Below are 15,443 nucleotides of genomic sequence, written 5' to 3'. Positions count from 1 at the left end.
GCATGGTCTAGAGTCTAGGAAAGCACATCACGAGCCTGGAGCTCTCCATGAAACGCGCTGCCCTGATGCTCTGCACTGTTCTGCTGTCGTTTAACGTAGCCGCCCTTTCACTCTCGGACCTGACTCAGCAGGACACCGCGACGGGGCTGAAAGATGCCCTGAGCCAAGGGGCCAGGGTCGCCGTCCGCGAGCTGGGGCAGCCCGGTGGCTTCAGCGACAACCCGGATGTGCGCATCGAGTTGCCCGGCAAATTGGGCAGCGCAGCACGGACGCTGAAAATGATGGGCATGGGCAGTCAGATTACCGCCCTGGAGAACAGCATGAATCAGGCAGCCGAGGCCGCGGTCCCGCAGGCTGAGACGATCCTGATCAACGCCATCAGCTCAATGAGTCTGTCCGACGCCAAGGGTATTCTGACCGGCGGTGAGGATGCGGCGACGCGCTATCTTGAGAGCAGCAGCCGAGACGACATACGCGCGCTGTTTCTGCCCGCCGTCAAACAGGCCACCGACCAAGTGGGGGTTGCCCAGCAATACAACGCGCTTGCTACGCAGGCCGCCGGTTTCGGCGTGGTGGACTCCAGCGCCAGCAGCGTCGAAAGCTACGTCACCGAGCAGGCGCTGGATGGTCTGTTTGAAATGATTGCCCAGCAAGAGGCGACCATTCGCAGCGATCCGGCAGCCGCAGCGAGCAGCCTGGCGCAGAAGGTTTTTGACGCGCTTTGAGCCTTATACCCGGTTGCCGCGTCCCACCTGTTTCAGGTGCGAGACCAGCCGCGCGGCCACCTCATCCAGTGGCAGTACCTCTGCGACGCCGCCCAGCCGAATGGCTTCCTTGGGCATGCCAAAGACCACGCAGCTGGCTTCATCTTGGGCTATGGTCAGGGCGCCGTGTTGTTGCATGGTCAGCATGCCCTGCCCGCCATCCTTGCCCATACCCGTCAGCAGTACACCCGTCGCGCTGGCACCGCAAGTGTGCGCCACCGAATCAAACATGACATCGACCGCTGGCTTGTGCCTGTTCACAGGCTCGGCATCGGATAGCTTGCAGACCAGATCGGCACCGTAGCGCTCGACCAGCAAGTGCTTGTCACCCGGCGCCAGATAGGCGTGACCAGGCAGTATCCGCTCTCCGCCCTTGACCTCCTGCACGCGCAGCCGAGACAGCCGGTCCAACCTGGCTGCATAGGAGGTGGTGAAGCCCGGTGGCATATGTTGGGTCATCACGATACCAGGCATCCCCACCGGCAGTGATTCAAGTACCACTCTGATGGCTTCAGTGCCTCCGGTGGATGCGCCGATGGCAATCACATGCTCGGTGCCCTGATAGCTTACCTGGTCGGTGACAATGGGGCTGCCGGCTGCTTTGGGAGCGCTGCGTTTGACCCTGGCCTGCGCGGCGGCCCGCAGTTTGTCGAGCAACAGCTCGCGGTACTCTTCCAGCCCCTTGCGTATATCCAGTTTGGGCTTGGTGATAAAGTCGACAGCACCCAGCTCCAAGGCGCGCAGGGTGGCGTCAGCGCCCTCCTCGGTCAGTGTCGAGACCATGACCACCGGTGTCGGACGAGCCTTCATCAGCTTGGACAGAAAGGTCAGGCCGTCCATGCGTGGCATTTCGATATCCAGGGTGATGACGTCCGGAGCGAACTGGTTGACCATGTCGCGCGCTGCGTAGGCATCGTTAGCCGTGCCCACCAGGCGAAAGCCCGGGGCGGTGCGAATCAGTTCGCCCAGTACCTGGCGAATCAACGCAGAGTCATCTACGACCAGTACCGATATGCTCATCTGTTACTCCTCAAACAACTCTACGCTGCCGCTGTCGACATCCTCCTTGACGCGTAGCCGGTAGGCGCGCTCGCGCTCGAAAATAGTGTCATTCTTGATGTGCCTGATGCGCTTGACCCAGGCCTGTCCGGTCGCGGGAAAGAAGTAGACCTTGCGCGGAAAGTCCTGCAGTAGATCGGCAGCAACGATAGGGATGCGCTCATTGCCCAGATACTCGGTGACAAAGGTCGCGTTCCGCTTGCCGACGTCATTGAGCAGCATGCCGCGCAAGACTGCCGCGCCGCCAAATACCTTGGCTTCAAGGCGCTCGCGCTTACCACCCAGTTTGATCACCTGATTGATCAGCAGTTCCATGGCATATGCACCGTAGCGCGCGGACTTAGTGGGTTTGCCCGGCTCCGCTGAGCCGTCAAGCGGTAAGAGAAAGTGGTTCATGCCACCAACGCCATTGATCCGGTCTCGCACACAGGCTGATACGCACGAGCCCAGCACGGTTACAACCACCTCGGACTCGCTGGTGGCGTAGTATTCGCCAGGCAATATCTTGGTGGCCTGACGGTCGAAATAGCGATCATAGTATTGATTCAACGCCGCCTCCGCCGTCGCGCTGCTCATTTGACTTTCCTGACGGGCACATAAACGGTGCGATCCACCAGACGGACCAGATTGCCCGCATTGGTGAAACTCTCCGAGTGCCCTGCAATATAAAGTCCGTCATCCACCAGCATAGGCACCATGCGTTCGAGTAGCCTGCGCTGGGTTGGTTTGTCGAAATAAATCATCACGTTGCGGCAGAAGATAATGTCGAACGGTGGCTGCAGAGCCCATTGGCTAGATAGCAGGTTCAGGGTGCGAAACTCGATCAACCGCTGCAGTGCCGGTCGCATTTTTACCATGCCCTGCTGCGGCGTGCCGGCCCTGCCACGCAAGCAGAACTGCTTGAGTCGCTCATTTGAAAGGCCCTTGCAACGCTCGGCTGCATACACACCCTGGCGCGCCTGCTGCAGCACCTGGCTATCAATATCTGTGGCGATGATGGATACGGGCGGACTGTCACCTAATGCCTCCAGCGCGACCATCGCCATGGAGTAAGGCTCCTCGCCGGTACTGGCCGCGGCGCACCACAATGTGAAGCGCCGGCCTCTGCCAGCTTTCTCTTTGAGAAAGCGTGCCAGTGCGTCGAAATGATGCGGCTCGCGAAAAAACGCCGTCAGGTTGGTCGTCAGGGCGTTAACGAAGTGCTCCTGCTCCTCGCTATGGTTTTTCAGGTAGTTGAGGTAATCGTTGACCGAGTGCAACCGCAGCGCGCGAAGCCTGCGTGCCAGCCGGCTGTAGACCAACTGGAACTTGCTATCAGCCATACTGATGCCGGTACTGGAGTACAGCAGTTTGCGTACTGACTCAAAGTCTTCCCAGGCGTAGGAAAACTCGCGTTCAGGGATCTCTGTCCTGGTCATCGCGGCGCGCGTTCCCCTCAGAAGGATTCCCAGTCGCCGTCGTCATCGTGGTCCGGTGCATCCACTTTGCGAGTGGTCTTTGGCTTAACAGGCTTGGTCGCCGGCCTGCCCTCAACGGCGCGCAGGGGCTTGGCTGGCACGGCGGCTTTCGGTCTGGCAGCGGGGCTGGCCGCGAGCGGCTCAAGATCGGTTTCATCCAGTTTGAAGGCACTGACCTGACGCTGCAGGCCCTCTGTCTGCGAGCGCAGGCTTTCTGCCGCCGCCGCTGCTTGCTCGACCAGCGCGGCGTTCTGCTGGGTCATTTCGTCCATCTGACCGACTGCCGTGTTGACCTCTTCGATGCCACTGGCCTGCTCGACCGAGGCCGCGGCGATCTCGGCCATGATGTCGTTGACCCGTTTGATGGCGGTCACGATCTCGGTCATGGTTTCCCCGGACTTGTTGACCAGGGTGTTGCCGCCTTCGATCTTGGAAACCGAGTCGGAAATCAGTTGCTTGATATCCTTCGCGGCCTCCGCTGACCGCTGAGCCAGCGTGCGCACCTCGGTTGCAACGACCGCAAAGCCTCTGCCCTGCTCCCCTGCCCTGGCGGCTTCTACGGCGGCGTTCAGCGCAAGAATGTTGGTCTGGAACGCGATGCCGTCAATGACCCCGATAATGTCGCTGATCTTGCGTGCCGACTCGTTGATCGACTCCATGTTGGTAACGACCTTGCGAATCAGGTCGCCGCCCTCTGTGGCGATGTCGGTTGCCTGCTCGGCCAGCACATTGGCCTGCTTGGCATTGTCGGTGTTGGTGCGCACGGTGGAGGTCAGCTCCTCAATGCTGGAGGCGGTTTCCTCCAGGCTGGAGGCCTGTTGCTCGGTACGGCTCGACAGGTCGGCATTGCCCTGAGCAATCTCACTGGAGGCGGTCATGATGGCGCTGGAGGCGCCGCGTATTTCGCCGATCATGCTGGAGAGGTTGTCGGTGGTGCGATTGCAGAAGTTCTTCAACTCAAGGAAGGTGCCTTGGTATTCGGCACTGACCTTCGCGGTCAGGTCCCCTTCGGCAATGGCGCCGAGCACGCGGGCGATATCCTTCAAGCCCTTGTCGGAGGTTTCCATTAACTGATTCAAGCCGGTCGCCAGCTCCAGGAAGAAGCCCTGCCTGCCTTCGGTGGCAATGCGCTGGGTAAAGTTGCCGGCGGCCGCGGCGGCCACCAGGCTGGTGACCGCATCCGATGCCTTCAGCTCGTCAGTACGATCCAGCCACTCCACCACGGTTCCAAGGCGGCTGCCGTCTGGTGAGAACACCGGGTTGGCGATCAGCCCAAAGGTGCTGTCGCCGAGCGTGATCTGGGCGCGATGGGTACCCTGCAGACTGCTCAGCATGTTCATCTGATGCGCGGGGTTCTTGTGGAAGCGGTCGATGCTGCCACCCAGCACCTTGTCCACGGCAAAGTTGGGCAGGTCGCGTTTGATCTGCCCTTCGGAGTGCCGCAGCATGCCCTCTACCGCCTTGTTCATGTAGACCACGTCGCGATTTTCGTCGGCGATCATGATGTTGTTACTGGAGTTGTCGACCGCCTGGCGAATGCGCGTGTTGAAGATCGCCAGATTCTCGGCTTCAAGCTCCTTGGTACGGTCCTTCCACTCGACCACTGTGCCCAGGCGTTCGCCGCTTTCACTGAAGATGGGGTTGGCAATCAGGCCGAAAGTATTCAACCCCAGGGTGATTTGCGCCCGGTGCGTGCCTTTCAGCCCACTGAGCATGTTCATCTGATGCGCCGGATTTTTGTGGAAGCGATCGATACTGCCGCCCAGTACGCTGTCGGCGGAAAAAGCGGGCAGGTCCTTGCGAATCTCGGATTCGGCGTCGCGCAGCATCTGCAGCACGGCATCGTTCATGTAAACGACGTTACGCTCCGCGTCGGCGATCATGATGTTGGTATTGGCGTTGTCGACGGCCTGGCGAATACGCGTATTGAACAGATCCCGCTCAACCCGGGCGCTGGCGTTCTCCTGCAATCGGTTGAGCAGCGTCAGCACGCTGTCCGAGTCCTGGGCGGGGCTCTGCACCAGGTGCAGGATTTGACTGATCAGCCTGCGCAGTTCGGCAGGTTCGGTGCCCAGCCTGGCGCGGATGCCGGCCACGCCGACCAGCGCCAGGCCCAGGCCGGTCAGAGCACTCAGCAGTGCGATAACCAGCCAGACGGTCTGCGACTGCGGCCCGCCGACCCCAGCGAGGGCCAGCACTGTCGCGAGCAGCACGGCTGCGAAGGGCACTACCGCTGACAGCATAACAACGCGAAACGATGGTAACTGTTGCATGTAACTTTCCTCCAGGCGCCAGGTTTACCGGACAATCTGTCTCGGCCTTCCTTGTCTTTTGCTTACGGCATACCTACCGTTGCTTACGACTCCATCTTCTTCAGGGCAGCATCGACAAGCCCCAGCTCACTGCTGGAGACCAGAGCTTCGATATTGACCAGAATGACCATGTGGTTCTGTAGCTTGGCCAGCCCCATCAAAAAGCGGCTGTCAAAGGCCACGCCAAATTCGGGTGGCGGGCGTCTTTGTGATGCGGTCAGAGCGATCACGTCGGAGACGCTGTCGACAACGATGCCCACCATGCGCTCGTTGATCTGCAGCACGATAACGATAGTGAACTCGTTGTAGGTGGCTTCGCCGACGTCGAACTTGATACGCAAATCGACGATCGGCACGATGTCGCCGCGCAGGTTGATGACGCCCTTGATGTAGGGCGGCGCCTTCGCGATCTTGGTGACCGATTCGTAGCCCCTAATCTCCTTGACCGCCATGATGTCGATGGCGTAATGCTCGTCACCCAGCACAAAGGTGAGAAATTCGCTGGCTGGACCGTCGTTGTCAGCCGTGCCAGCGGCCTGATCTTTCTGCCCGCTCATGCGATCTCCTCGTCCAGTATCGGCGCTACGTCTGCCAGCGACTCCACGTCGAGAATCAACGCGACGCTGCCGTCACCCATGATGGTTGCCCCGGCTGCGCCGGGAACCCGTTTGTAGTGTTGTTCAAGGCTCTTGATAACAACCTGCTGCTGGCCGACCAGCTCGTCGACCAGCAGGCCGTACCGACGCTTGCTGGTTTCTATCAGCACCACGATGCCCTCGCTTGGCGAGGTATGCCGGGGCTCGGCGTCCATGACCTGATACAGCGGCAGCACCGGCCAGAACTGATCACGCACATGCAGCAGCGCGCTGCCGGCGAGCTGCTCGATGTTCTCGGGGTATGGCCGCATCGATTCGATAATGCTGACCAGCGGAATGATGAAGGTCTGATCGCCAACCATGACGCCCATGCCATCGACGATCGCAAGCGTGAGCGGCAGCGTGATGGTAATGGTGGAGCCGCGCAGGGCGCGGCTGGCAATGTTCACCCGTCCGCCTAGCTGCTGAATGTTGCGACGCACCACATCCATGCCGACACCGCGACCGGACACGTCGGTGACCACCTCGGCGGTTGAAAAGCCCGGCTGGAAGATCAGATCCCAGACATCGGCGTCGTTCATGTCGTCGCTGACATTCAGGCCGTTCTCGCGCGCCTTGTTCATGATGCGTTCGCGATTCAGGCCGGCACCGTCGTCGTCAATGCAGATCTGGATGGTGCCGCCGCGCTGGGCGGCGCTGATGGTGATGGTGCCTTTTTCCGGCTTGCCGCGGTCACGGCGCACGTCGGGGCGCTCGATACCGTGATCAATGCTGTTGCGGACCAGGTGCGTCAGCGGGTCTACGAGTTTTTCAATCAGGCCTTTGTCCAGCTCTGTGTGTTCGCCTTCGAGTACCAGGTCGACCTCTTTCTCCAGCTTGCGGGCCAGGTCGCGGACCACGCGGGGAAAGCGGTTGAAAACAAAGGAGACCGGCATCATGCGAATCGACATGACCGACTGCTGGATCTCCCGCGTATGCCGCTCCAGTTCGGCCAGCACCGTACCCATGCGGCTATTGCTGCCGCCAAGGTCATCGCCCAGCACCTTGAGCATGGACTGAGTAATCACCAGTTCACCGACCAGGTTGATCAGAGAGTCGACTTTCTCGATATCCACCCGAATGGTGGACGACTCGCCGCTGGCAGGCTTCTTGGCCGGGTTATCATCCTTGGCGCTGGTTGCGCTCTTGCCTGGCGTGCCGGCTTCGGCCTGATTCGTCTCAAACAGGCCCCAACCCTGCTCCTCTGGCTGTGGCTGAATCGCTGCCGGCTCTTCGAAAAAGCCGAAACCATCGTCTTCCTCTGCTTGTACTGCGACCGGCTCGTCAAAGAACCCAAAGCCGTCGTCTTCCTCTGCTGCTGCGTCTGCTGCCGCAGCGCCCAGTAGTGCCTCCAGCAGCTTGGTCGTGCGTTCTACTGCCGGCCAGTCGATGTCTTGCTGGTTGCGGTAGCTATCCAAAACCTGGCGCAAGCAGTCGATGACGCCAAGAAACTGATCGACCAGATCATTGCTGACCGCCCGTTGCCCCTTGCGCACCTGATCCAGCAGGTTCTCCATGATGTGGGTGATTTGCCCGAGGGCGTCAAAGCCGAAAATGCCGCTCGCGCCCTTGATCGAGTGGGCGGCGCGAAAAATGCTGTTGAGGTCTTCAGGGTCGGGGTTGTTGACGGACATGGACATGAGCAGGCGCTCCATCGTGTCGATGTGCTCCTGACTCTCTTCAAAAAACACCGAGTGAAACTGATTCAGCTCGACACTCATGATGACCTCCGCAAGCGCGGCTCAGGCTCAGGGTAGAACCTTGGAGGCGACCGCTAGCAGCTTGGCCGGGTCGAAGGGCTTGACCATCCAGCCGGTGGCGCCGGCTGCCTTGCCCTGGTTCTTCATGTCGTCGCTGGCTTCGGTGGTCAGCACCAGGATCGGCGTGCGAACGTAGGCGCCCATCGCGCGCAGCTTTTTGATCAGTGTCAGGCCGTCCATGCGCGGCATGTTCTGATCGGTCAGCACGCAATCAAAGTGGCTACGCTCGCACAGCTCCAGTGCGGCCTGTCCGTCATTGGCCGCAGTGACCTGATAGCCTGCGCCTTTGAGGGTGTGTTCTACCATCTGCCGGATGGAAGCGGAGTCGTCGACCACCAGAATGTGTTTACCCATACCGCGTGCTCTCCCAAGGTTGCTGTATGCAAACGGTCAGATTTGGTTAGGGAGCAGCCGCAGTGCCTGGTTGCACACTGTGAACAAGGCGCTTGCGCTGGCCTTCTACCTGCCTGATCGTCGCGTGGTATTTTTTTCAGCCTAGAACAGCTCTACCTCTCCACTGGCCATCGAGTTCTGACTGACCGGGCTGGCCCGGTAGGTCGTGAGTTGCTCGCCGATGCGTCTCAGCTCGGCCGCCAGTGCCTCGCCTTCCAGCTGGGTCATCGCTCTGGCGATCGCCTGCATCAGCGCCATACGGTCGATGATGTAGCCCGCTGTCTGGGTCGTGATGTCTTCAAATTGCAAGCCTCGAGTTGCCCGCTCAGAGGCGTCCATCAACTGGGCGGCCAGGCTGTCGATCTGCTCGGTCAGCGCGCGGTCGCGCTCGGCCATGTGCTGCAGCTGCGCAATCGAGCCCTCGGCCTCCTGCCGGGAGTGCGTCAGCCAATCCATATCCTGGCTGGCTATCTCGCCCATGTGCTTGCTTAAGTGGTTCACTGCGCTGTCGATGGCGCCGAGCTTGGTTTTGATCTCGTCACTGAACTGCGTGGATCGGCGTGACAGGTTGCGCACTTCGTCGGCGACCACGGCAAAGCCTCGGCCGTGCTCCCCTGCCCGGGCGGCTTCGATCGCGGCGTTCAAGGCCAGCAGGTTGGTTTGTCCGGCGATCTGGTCGATCTCGTTGACCGCCTTCATCAGTTCCGGCATCTGGTCGGCAATTTCGGTCACCTTGCTCACCAGTTGGGACAGGTCGTCGCCTACTCCGGCGGCATTGCGAATGACCGTGTCCAGTGTCCGGGTGGTGTGTTCGGCAAAGCTGTCGAGGCTGGAAGCGGCATCGTCGCCGCTGCCGGGCAGCATTTTGCGGACGGCGTGCTGCTGGGCGGTCAGCAGATCATGGATGTCGGTAAAGGCCTGACGCAGCAGGGCTACGCCATCGCAAATGAGCCCGTTCATGTCTTGCAGGTGGCGCTGGTAAAGGTCCAGCTCGGGCTGCTGCAGTTGCCCGGCCTGTTGCAGTACCTGATGCTCCTGGCGCGTGGCTGAAGGTCCAGCCTGCTGCTGCGCCACGTCTGGTGTTTCGCGGCCAAGCAGGAAAAGGCTCAGGCCGGTGGTGACGCCGGTCGCCACCACCATCGCTACCCAACCTGGCCAGATCAGCAACACGAGGCCGCCGCTGACCAGACCGACTAGCGCGGCGATCAGTACAGATAGTTGGAAAGCAGGTTTGGGTCTTGTACTCATGCAGCGTTCCCTGTTCTGGCGTATGCACCAGGATTGTTGCGCCTGTTACCTGCTGGTCGGCCACAGGCGCCAACGCTGAAGACAGGTCGTTCAAAAAAAGATGAACGGTCATGTCGTCGCGAAGCGTCCTTTCAGACCCAGCCTAGTAAAAATGTGGCAATTGGCTAGTTGCCAACGGTTATTTGGTTATAAAACGCTGGTCTGCATTCGATAAAGATAGACCAAGGTCCAAGGCGGTAAGTGGGTGTACCAGGGGCTGGTCGCGGGCAGCTCGGGCGCTGCCCGCTTGAGGATTAGTGCGAGAGGTGTCTGGCCAGCGCTTCCAGCGCGGCGCGGGTCATTTCGTAGGTGAAGTCGTTGCTGGCAATCGGGTGGGAGGCGGTACGCACGACGGTCAGCTCGGCGGCCGGGTTGATATGAATCAGTTGCCCGTGTACGCCCATGGCCTCATACACGCCGTCGGGGTTGTGACTGATCCACCATTGGTTGTGATAGGAATACCCTTCCATGCCGCGCCGGCCAAAGTCGGCAAAGGCTGTCTTGTCGGCACCACCACGAATGTCGTCAATGATCGCCTCGGGGATGATTTGCTCACCGTTCCAGCGTCCGCCGCGGCGCAGCATCTCGGCAAAGCGCGCCAGGTCGCGCAGGGTCGCGTTCAGACCTGCGCCAGCCCACTCGGTACCCGTCGGGTCCAGCAGCATCAGCGCATCCTCCTCGGCCCCGAGCTTGCTCCAGATTCGCTCGCCAATCAGGCTGGCGAGATCCTGACCGCTGGTGCGACGAATCAACCAGCCCAGCACCTCGGTATGCACGGTGCGATAGGCAAAGTAGCGGCCGTGCTCACGCGCTGCGCCGATGCTGGGCAAGTATCCGTACAGGCTGGTCGGGCCGCGCCAGTCGGGTGACTGGGTGATGCCGGCAGACAGGCCATAATGAATAACGTCGGAGGTGCCGTCGGCGTAGACCTCGGAGTAGTTGATATCAGCCGTCATATCCAGCACTTGCTGCACGTTGGCGCCGCGCCAGCCGGAGTCTGCCAGCTCGGGGATAATGTCGGTGACCTGCGCCTGGGCATCCAGCGTGCCCTCGGCGACCAGCAGCGCCGCAATCAGCCCGGTAAAGGATTTGCTGACCGACCACAGCATGTGTGGGCTCAGCGGGTCTGGCTGGTTGGGGTATTGCTCGAAAATGATCTTGCCGCGGTGCAGGATGATGCAGGCGTCGGTATAGCTGCGCTGCAAAAACTCGGCAAAGTCGATGGTACTGTCGTCACGCAGCTGAACTGGCAGCGCTTCGATAGCCGCGCTCTGATCTTCACCTGCCGCCAACACGCTGACCGCAGCAGCGCCACGCCGTACTTGCCGGGAGGGAATCAGCTCGCGCATATGCTGGAAGGCCCAGCGTAACTTAGGGTACTGCACCAGATAGTCGCCACGCGTTACCTGCTTCTCGGGCGCTGGCGGAAAGCCGCGCATGTAACCCAGCCGCTCATAGCGCACGCTGTCGGGCGCCGGCAAATCGGGGGCGTTATCGGCCGCTGCGTGCAGGCGGCGGGTGGCGCGTGGTTGAAAGCCGTGTATCAGAGTCATTGGGCTGTCCTGTTCTTGTTGTTGTGCAATCCCACACGGTAGGGGCTGCCGCCCGGGGCGGCAAGCATGCTGCGCTGAACACTCTGTTGCATCATTCAGCGTTTGGTATCCGCTGGTCCGCCCGGCTTGAATTAGCAGCTTCAGGTGCGCACAATGCTGGACATTCAACCAGTATCCCTTGTTTCGTGATGCCTGAACTGCTCGCCACCGACTTCTACTACCTGCGCAACTTCGAGTTCGTCCTGGACTGGGTTGATGCGCGCTATGCCGACTTGCTGAGCGCAGATGAGCACGCCTTCGCGCGGGCGTTCACAGCGCAGCCCGAAGCGTCGCGCGCGTTGCTGGTGCGTTTGATCATGCGCAAGGGTGACCACTTCCGCGCTAGTCGTCTGGCCTACGAGGAAGTCGGCGATATCGAGCGGGCTGCCCAGCCCCTGCTTGAACAGGGCTGGCTGGTAACAGATCAGGCCATCGAGATCGACACCCTCGCCCGTCTGCTGCTCAAAGGCGAACTGGCCGGCCTTGATCTGGGTATCAGCCAGGCGAGCAAACTCGGCAAGCAGGCATTGCTGGAGGCGCTTATCGCGCAAGGGCCAAACTCAAGGCCCTGGAGTGAGTGGCCCGGCATTCCGTCTGACGTTTTGTACAGTCTGACCATCAGCCCACTGTGCGAGCGCCTGCGGCTACTGTTTTTTGGCAACCTGGCGCAGGACTGGAGCGAGTTTGTGCTGGCCGAGCTGGGCGTCCAGCAATACGAACAGGTGCCCTTTTGTACTGAGTCACGCAGTTTTCACCGCGCCGCAGATGTTGATGATTACATTTATCTTGGACGCTACCGCGATCAGCTGGAAGCCGGGGTTGATGTGGCCGAGGTGCTGGCCTTGTGCGCTGACTTTGCCAGCGAAAACCCCTGGATTGAGCGTCGTCACCAGCGCCTGCGCTTTCAGCTTGGGCAGCAGCTCGAGCGCGAGCAGCGGCTGGAAGAGGCGCTGACGCTGTATCTCCAGTGCCAGCACAGCGAGGCGCGTCAACGTGCCGTGCGGCTGCACGAGCGGCTGGATCAGCCGGAGCAGGCGTACGCGCTGGCCAGCAGCGCATTGGCTGCGCCGCACAGCGCTGCTGAACAACAACTGCTTGAGCGGGCGCTGAGGCGCCTGGGGCGCAAGTTGTCGCAGCCGACGCCAGCCGCCGTGCCGGAGACGGACACACCGACTCGTCTGCTGACGCTCCCCGGCCCGGACCCTTTGGGCGTGGAGCACGCTGTTGCTGAGCACCTGGCGCAACCTGAGGCCCCGGTGTTTTACGTCGAAAACGGCCTGATCTGCAGCCTGTTTGGGCTGCTCTGCTGGGACGCCCTGTTCGCGCCCCTGCCCGGTGCCTTCTTTCACCCCTTCCAGAGCGGGCCTGCGGATCTGCATGACGCCGAGTTCGCCAGCCGCCGGTCATCACTGTTCGCCGACGCGCTGGCTGCCATTGATGACGGCCGCTACGTGGAGATCATCAGGCAGCGCTGGCAGAGCAAGCACGGCCTGCAGTCGCCATTCGTGTTCTGGGGCCTGCTTGATGAAGCATTGCTTGACCTTGCATTGCAGTGCATTCCGGCGCAACACCTAAAACGGTGGTGCGAACGCATGCTCAAGGATATTCGTGCCAACCGCGCCGGCATGCCCGATCTGATCCAGTTCTGGCCTGGCGAGCGACGCTACCGCATGGTCGAGGTCAAGGGGCCTGGTGACCGGCTGCAGGACAATCAGCGCCGCTGGCTGGCGTTCTGCGCCGAGCACCGCATGCCGGTTGAAGTGGTGCATGTGCAGTGGGAGCCGATTGCGTGAATTATCAGGTGGCCGTGCGCGCGCTGTGTGAATTTACCGCCAAGCAGGGTGATCTGGATTTGCGCTTTACCCCGGCGCCCACGGCGCAGGAAGGTATCGCCGGGCACCAGACAGTGGTGTCACGCCGTGGCGCCGGTTATGTCAGCGAGCTGACCCTGGCGGGCAGCTACCCTGGGCTGTTGGTGATTGGCCGTGCCGACGGTTATGACCCGGAGCTGAACCTGCTGGAAGAGATCAAGACCCACCGCGGCGATATCAGCCGCATCCCCGACAATCACCGGGTGCTGCATTGGGCGCAAGCCAAGGTGTACGGCTGGTTGCTGTGTGCCGAACTGCAGCTGGAAGAGATCAACCTGGCGGTGGTCTACTTCAACGTGGTTACCCAGAAGGAAACCAGCTTTCGCGAGACCTTTGCCGCGGATGAACTACGGCAGTTTTTTGCCCGTCAATGCGACCGGTTCATCGCCTGGGCACGGCAGGAAACCCACCACCGTGGCGCACGCGATCAGCAGCTGCAGCAGTTAACCTTCCCTTATCCGAGCTTTCGCAGCGGCCAGCGGCAACTGGCCAAAGCGGTCTACCGCGCCGCACGCGACGGCAAGACGTTGATGACCCAGGCCACCACCGGTATCGGCAAGACGCTCGGCACCCTGTTCCCGCAGCTCAAGGCGATGCCTGATCAGCAGATAGACCGCCTGTTCTTCCTCACCGCCAAGACCCCGGGGCGACAGCTGGCACTGGATGCGTTGCAGAGTCTGCGCAAGCACAGCGAAACGCCGCTGTCATTACGGGTGCTTGAGCATATCGCCCGTGACAAGGCCTGTGAGCACCCCGACAAGGCCTGCCACGGCGAATCCTGCCCGCTGGCCCAAGGCTTCTACGACCGGTTGCCCGCCGCCCGGGCCGAGGCCGTCGCCGAGCAGTGGCTGGACCAGGCGGCGGTGCGCCGCATCGCGCTCAAGCACAGCGTCTGCCCTTATTTCCTGAGTCAGGAACTGTGCCGCTGGAGCGATCTGGTGGTGGGCGATTACAACTACTACTTCGACATGAGCGCCCTGCTCTACGGCCTGACTGTGCTCAACGACTGGCGGGTAACCGTGCTGGTGGATGAGGCGCACAACCTGATTGATCGCGCACGCGGCATGTACACCGCCGAGCTGGACCAGGGCGTGTTCAACACCTTGCGCAAGCAGGCGCCGGCAACGCTGAAAGCCCCGCTCGACCGGGTCGCCCGCCACTGGAACGCGCTGCATCGTGATCAGAGCGAGGACTACCAGATCTATCCGGCGATCGCGGACCTGTTCATTCTCAGCCTGCAAAAAGCCGTCAGCGCCATCACCGAACATCTGACCGACCAGCCGGACGGCAATGCCAGCGCGCTGATCCTGTTTTACTTTGATGCCATGCTGTTCTGCCGTCTGGCAGAGGCCTACGGCCCGCATTCGCTGTTCGACATCACGCGCCACCCGGGGACCGGACGCCGCACCCTGTCCACCCTGTGTCTGCGCAATATCGTGCCCGCCCCTTTTTTGCAGCAGCGCTTCATCACTGCACACAGCACTACGTTGTTTTCTGCAACGCTGAGCCCGGCCCACTACTATCGTGACTTGCTTGGGCTGCCCGAAGACAGTCAATGGCTGGAGGTTGAGTCGCCCTTTCATGCCGACCAGTTGAACGTTTCGATTGTTCGCAACCTGTCAACGCGCTACCAGCACCGCAGCGCCAGTTTGCAGCCGATCAGTGAATTGATGGCCGAGCAGTTTGCCCGGGAACCCGGCAACTATCTGGCATTCTTCAGCAGCTATGCCTATCTGGAACAGGTGCTGGAGCGCTTTCAGCGCAGCTTCCCCGACATCCCGGTGTGGGCTCAGTCGCGCAGCATGAATGAGGGCGAGCGTAGCGCCTTTCTTGCCCGTTTCAGCGAGCATGGCCGCGGTGTCGGTTTTGCCGTGCTGGGCGGTGCTTTTGGGGAAGGAATCGACCTGCCCGGGCGCCGCCTGATCGGCGCGTTTATCGCCACCCTGGGGTTGCCGCAGATCAATCCGGTGAACGAAGAAATGCGCGAGCGACTCGAGGTAATGTTCAGTGACAGCGCCGGCAGCGGCTATGAGTACGCCTACCTGTATCCGGGGCTGCAAAAGGTGGTGCAGGCCGCCGGGCGAGTGATACGAACAACCGACGATCAAGGCGTGGTCTACCTGCTGGATGACCGCTTTGGCCAGCGCACGGTGCGCGACCTGTTACCCCGCTGGTGGGCGATCAGCTCATGGCGGCTGTGACCCTGCTGGCCTACTACAAGGTTTGAGCTAATCGGTACGTCCTACCCGGTCGGCCTGGACCGGGTGAGGCGGTGGCCCGCGCAGTTGAAGGTGAGGCTGGTCGCAATCAGTG

The 15,443-nt window shown here is 61.2% G+C and carries 12 protein-coding genes and 1 pseudogene; 3 read left to right on the top strand and 10 right to left on the bottom strand.

Going from position 1 to position 15,443, the window contains the following annotated elements:
* The first annotated feature begins 47 nt into the window (after positions 1–47).
* Positions 48–725, top strand: a complete 678-nt coding sequence (locus ASB58_RS07585) for a DUF4197 domain-containing protein (RefSeq protein ID WP_118129888.1) — start codon at positions 48–50, stop codon at positions 723–725.
* A 3-nt stretch (positions 726–728) separates the two neighbouring features.
* On the opposite strand, the gene ASB58_RS07580 is transcribed toward ASB58_RS07585, so the two are convergent.
* From ASB58_RS07580 to ASB58_RS07540, 10 genes and pseudogenes are all read right to left on the bottom strand, one after another.
* Positions 729–1,784: a protein-glutamate methylesterase/protein-glutamine glutaminase gene (locus ASB58_RS07580; protein ID WP_118129887.1), complete on the bottom strand. Its 1,056-nt coding sequence runs from the start codon at positions 1,782–1,784 to the stop codon at positions 729–731.
* Between the two features lie 3 nt (positions 1,785–1,787).
* Complete coding sequence (cheD, locus tag ASB58_RS07575) at positions 1,788–2,399, bottom strand: chemoreceptor glutamine deamidase CheD (protein WP_118129886.1); 612 nt, start codon at positions 2,397–2,399, stop codon at positions 1,788–1,790.
* Entirely contained in the window at positions 2,396–3,241 is an 846-nt protein-coding gene (locus ASB58_RS07570; RefSeq protein WP_118129885.1) for a CheR family methyltransferase, read from the bottom strand. The genes cheD and ASB58_RS07570 overlap by 4 nt, the downstream gene beginning before the upstream one ends.
* 17 nt (positions 3,242–3,258) lie before the next feature.
* A complete protein-coding gene (locus ASB58_RS07565) occupies positions 3,259–4,884 on the bottom strand; it encodes a methyl-accepting chemotaxis protein (RefSeq protein ID WP_456239129.1) in 1,626 nt (541 codons plus the stop codon).
* 174 nt (positions 4,885–5,058) lie between these two features.
* A pseudogene (locus tag ASB58_RS20520) lies at positions 5,059–5,523 on the bottom strand (PAS domain-containing protein); the annotation flags it as partial.
* 113 nt (positions 5,524–5,636) lie between these two features.
* Positions 5,637–6,149: a chemotaxis protein CheW gene (locus ASB58_RS07560; protein WP_118129884.1), complete on the bottom strand. Its 513-nt coding sequence runs from the start codon at positions 6,147–6,149 to the stop codon at positions 5,637–5,639.
* The gene (locus ASB58_RS07555; protein WP_118129883.1) at positions 6,146–7,948 is read right to left on the bottom strand and encodes a chemotaxis protein CheA; all 1,803 of its coding nucleotides are present in this window, start codon (positions 7,946–7,948) and stop codon (positions 6,146–6,148) included. The genes ASB58_RS07560 and ASB58_RS07555 overlap by 4 nt, the downstream gene beginning before the upstream one ends.
* A gap of 27 nt (positions 7,949–7,975) precedes the next feature.
* Positions 7,976–8,341 carry a response regulator gene (locus tag ASB58_RS07550; RefSeq protein ID WP_118129882.1) on the bottom strand — a complete coding sequence of 122 codons (366 nt, stop codon included), beginning with the start codon at positions 8,339–8,341 and terminating at the stop codon, positions 7,976–7,978.
* A gap of 141 nt (positions 8,342–8,482) precedes the next feature.
* Positions 8,483–9,244 carry a methyl-accepting chemotaxis protein gene (locus tag ASB58_RS07545; RefSeq protein WP_407920672.1) on the bottom strand — a complete coding sequence of 254 codons (762 nt, stop codon included), beginning with the start codon at positions 9,242–9,244 and terminating at the stop codon, positions 8,483–8,485.
* 677 nt (positions 9,245–9,921) lie between these two features.
* A complete protein-coding gene (locus ASB58_RS07540; protein ID WP_118129880.1) occupies positions 9,922–11,220 on the bottom strand; it encodes a serine hydrolase domain-containing protein in 1,299 nt (432 codons plus the stop codon).
* A 188-nt stretch (positions 11,221–11,408) separates the two neighbouring features.
* Here ASB58_RS07540 and ASB58_RS07535 point away from each other — a divergent pair, with 188 nt between their 5' ends.
* Together ASB58_RS07535 and ASB58_RS07530 are read left to right on the top strand one after the other, a co-directional pair.
* Positions 11,409–13,052 (top strand): VRR-NUC domain-containing protein, encoded by a 1,644-nt coding sequence (locus tag ASB58_RS07535; RefSeq protein ID WP_118129879.1) that lies wholly within the window; start codon positions 11,409–11,411, stop codon positions 13,050–13,052.
* On the top strand, positions 13,049–15,331 hold the full coding sequence (locus ASB58_RS07530) for an ATP-dependent DNA helicase (protein WP_118129878.1): 2,283 nt from the start codon (positions 13,049–13,051) through the stop codon (positions 15,329–15,331). The genes ASB58_RS07535 and ASB58_RS07530 overlap by 4 nt, the downstream gene beginning before the upstream one ends.
* The last annotated feature ends 112 nt before the right edge of the window (positions 15,332–15,443 follow it).

The organism is Pseudomonas abyssi, assembly GCF_003444685.1.
Taxonomy (GTDB): Bacteria; Pseudomonadota; Gammaproteobacteria; order Pseudomonadales; family Pseudomonadaceae; genus Halopseudomonas; species Halopseudomonas abyssi.
Note: the sequence above shows the minus strand (reverse complement) of the source record. Positions and strands in the feature narration are given on the sequence as shown.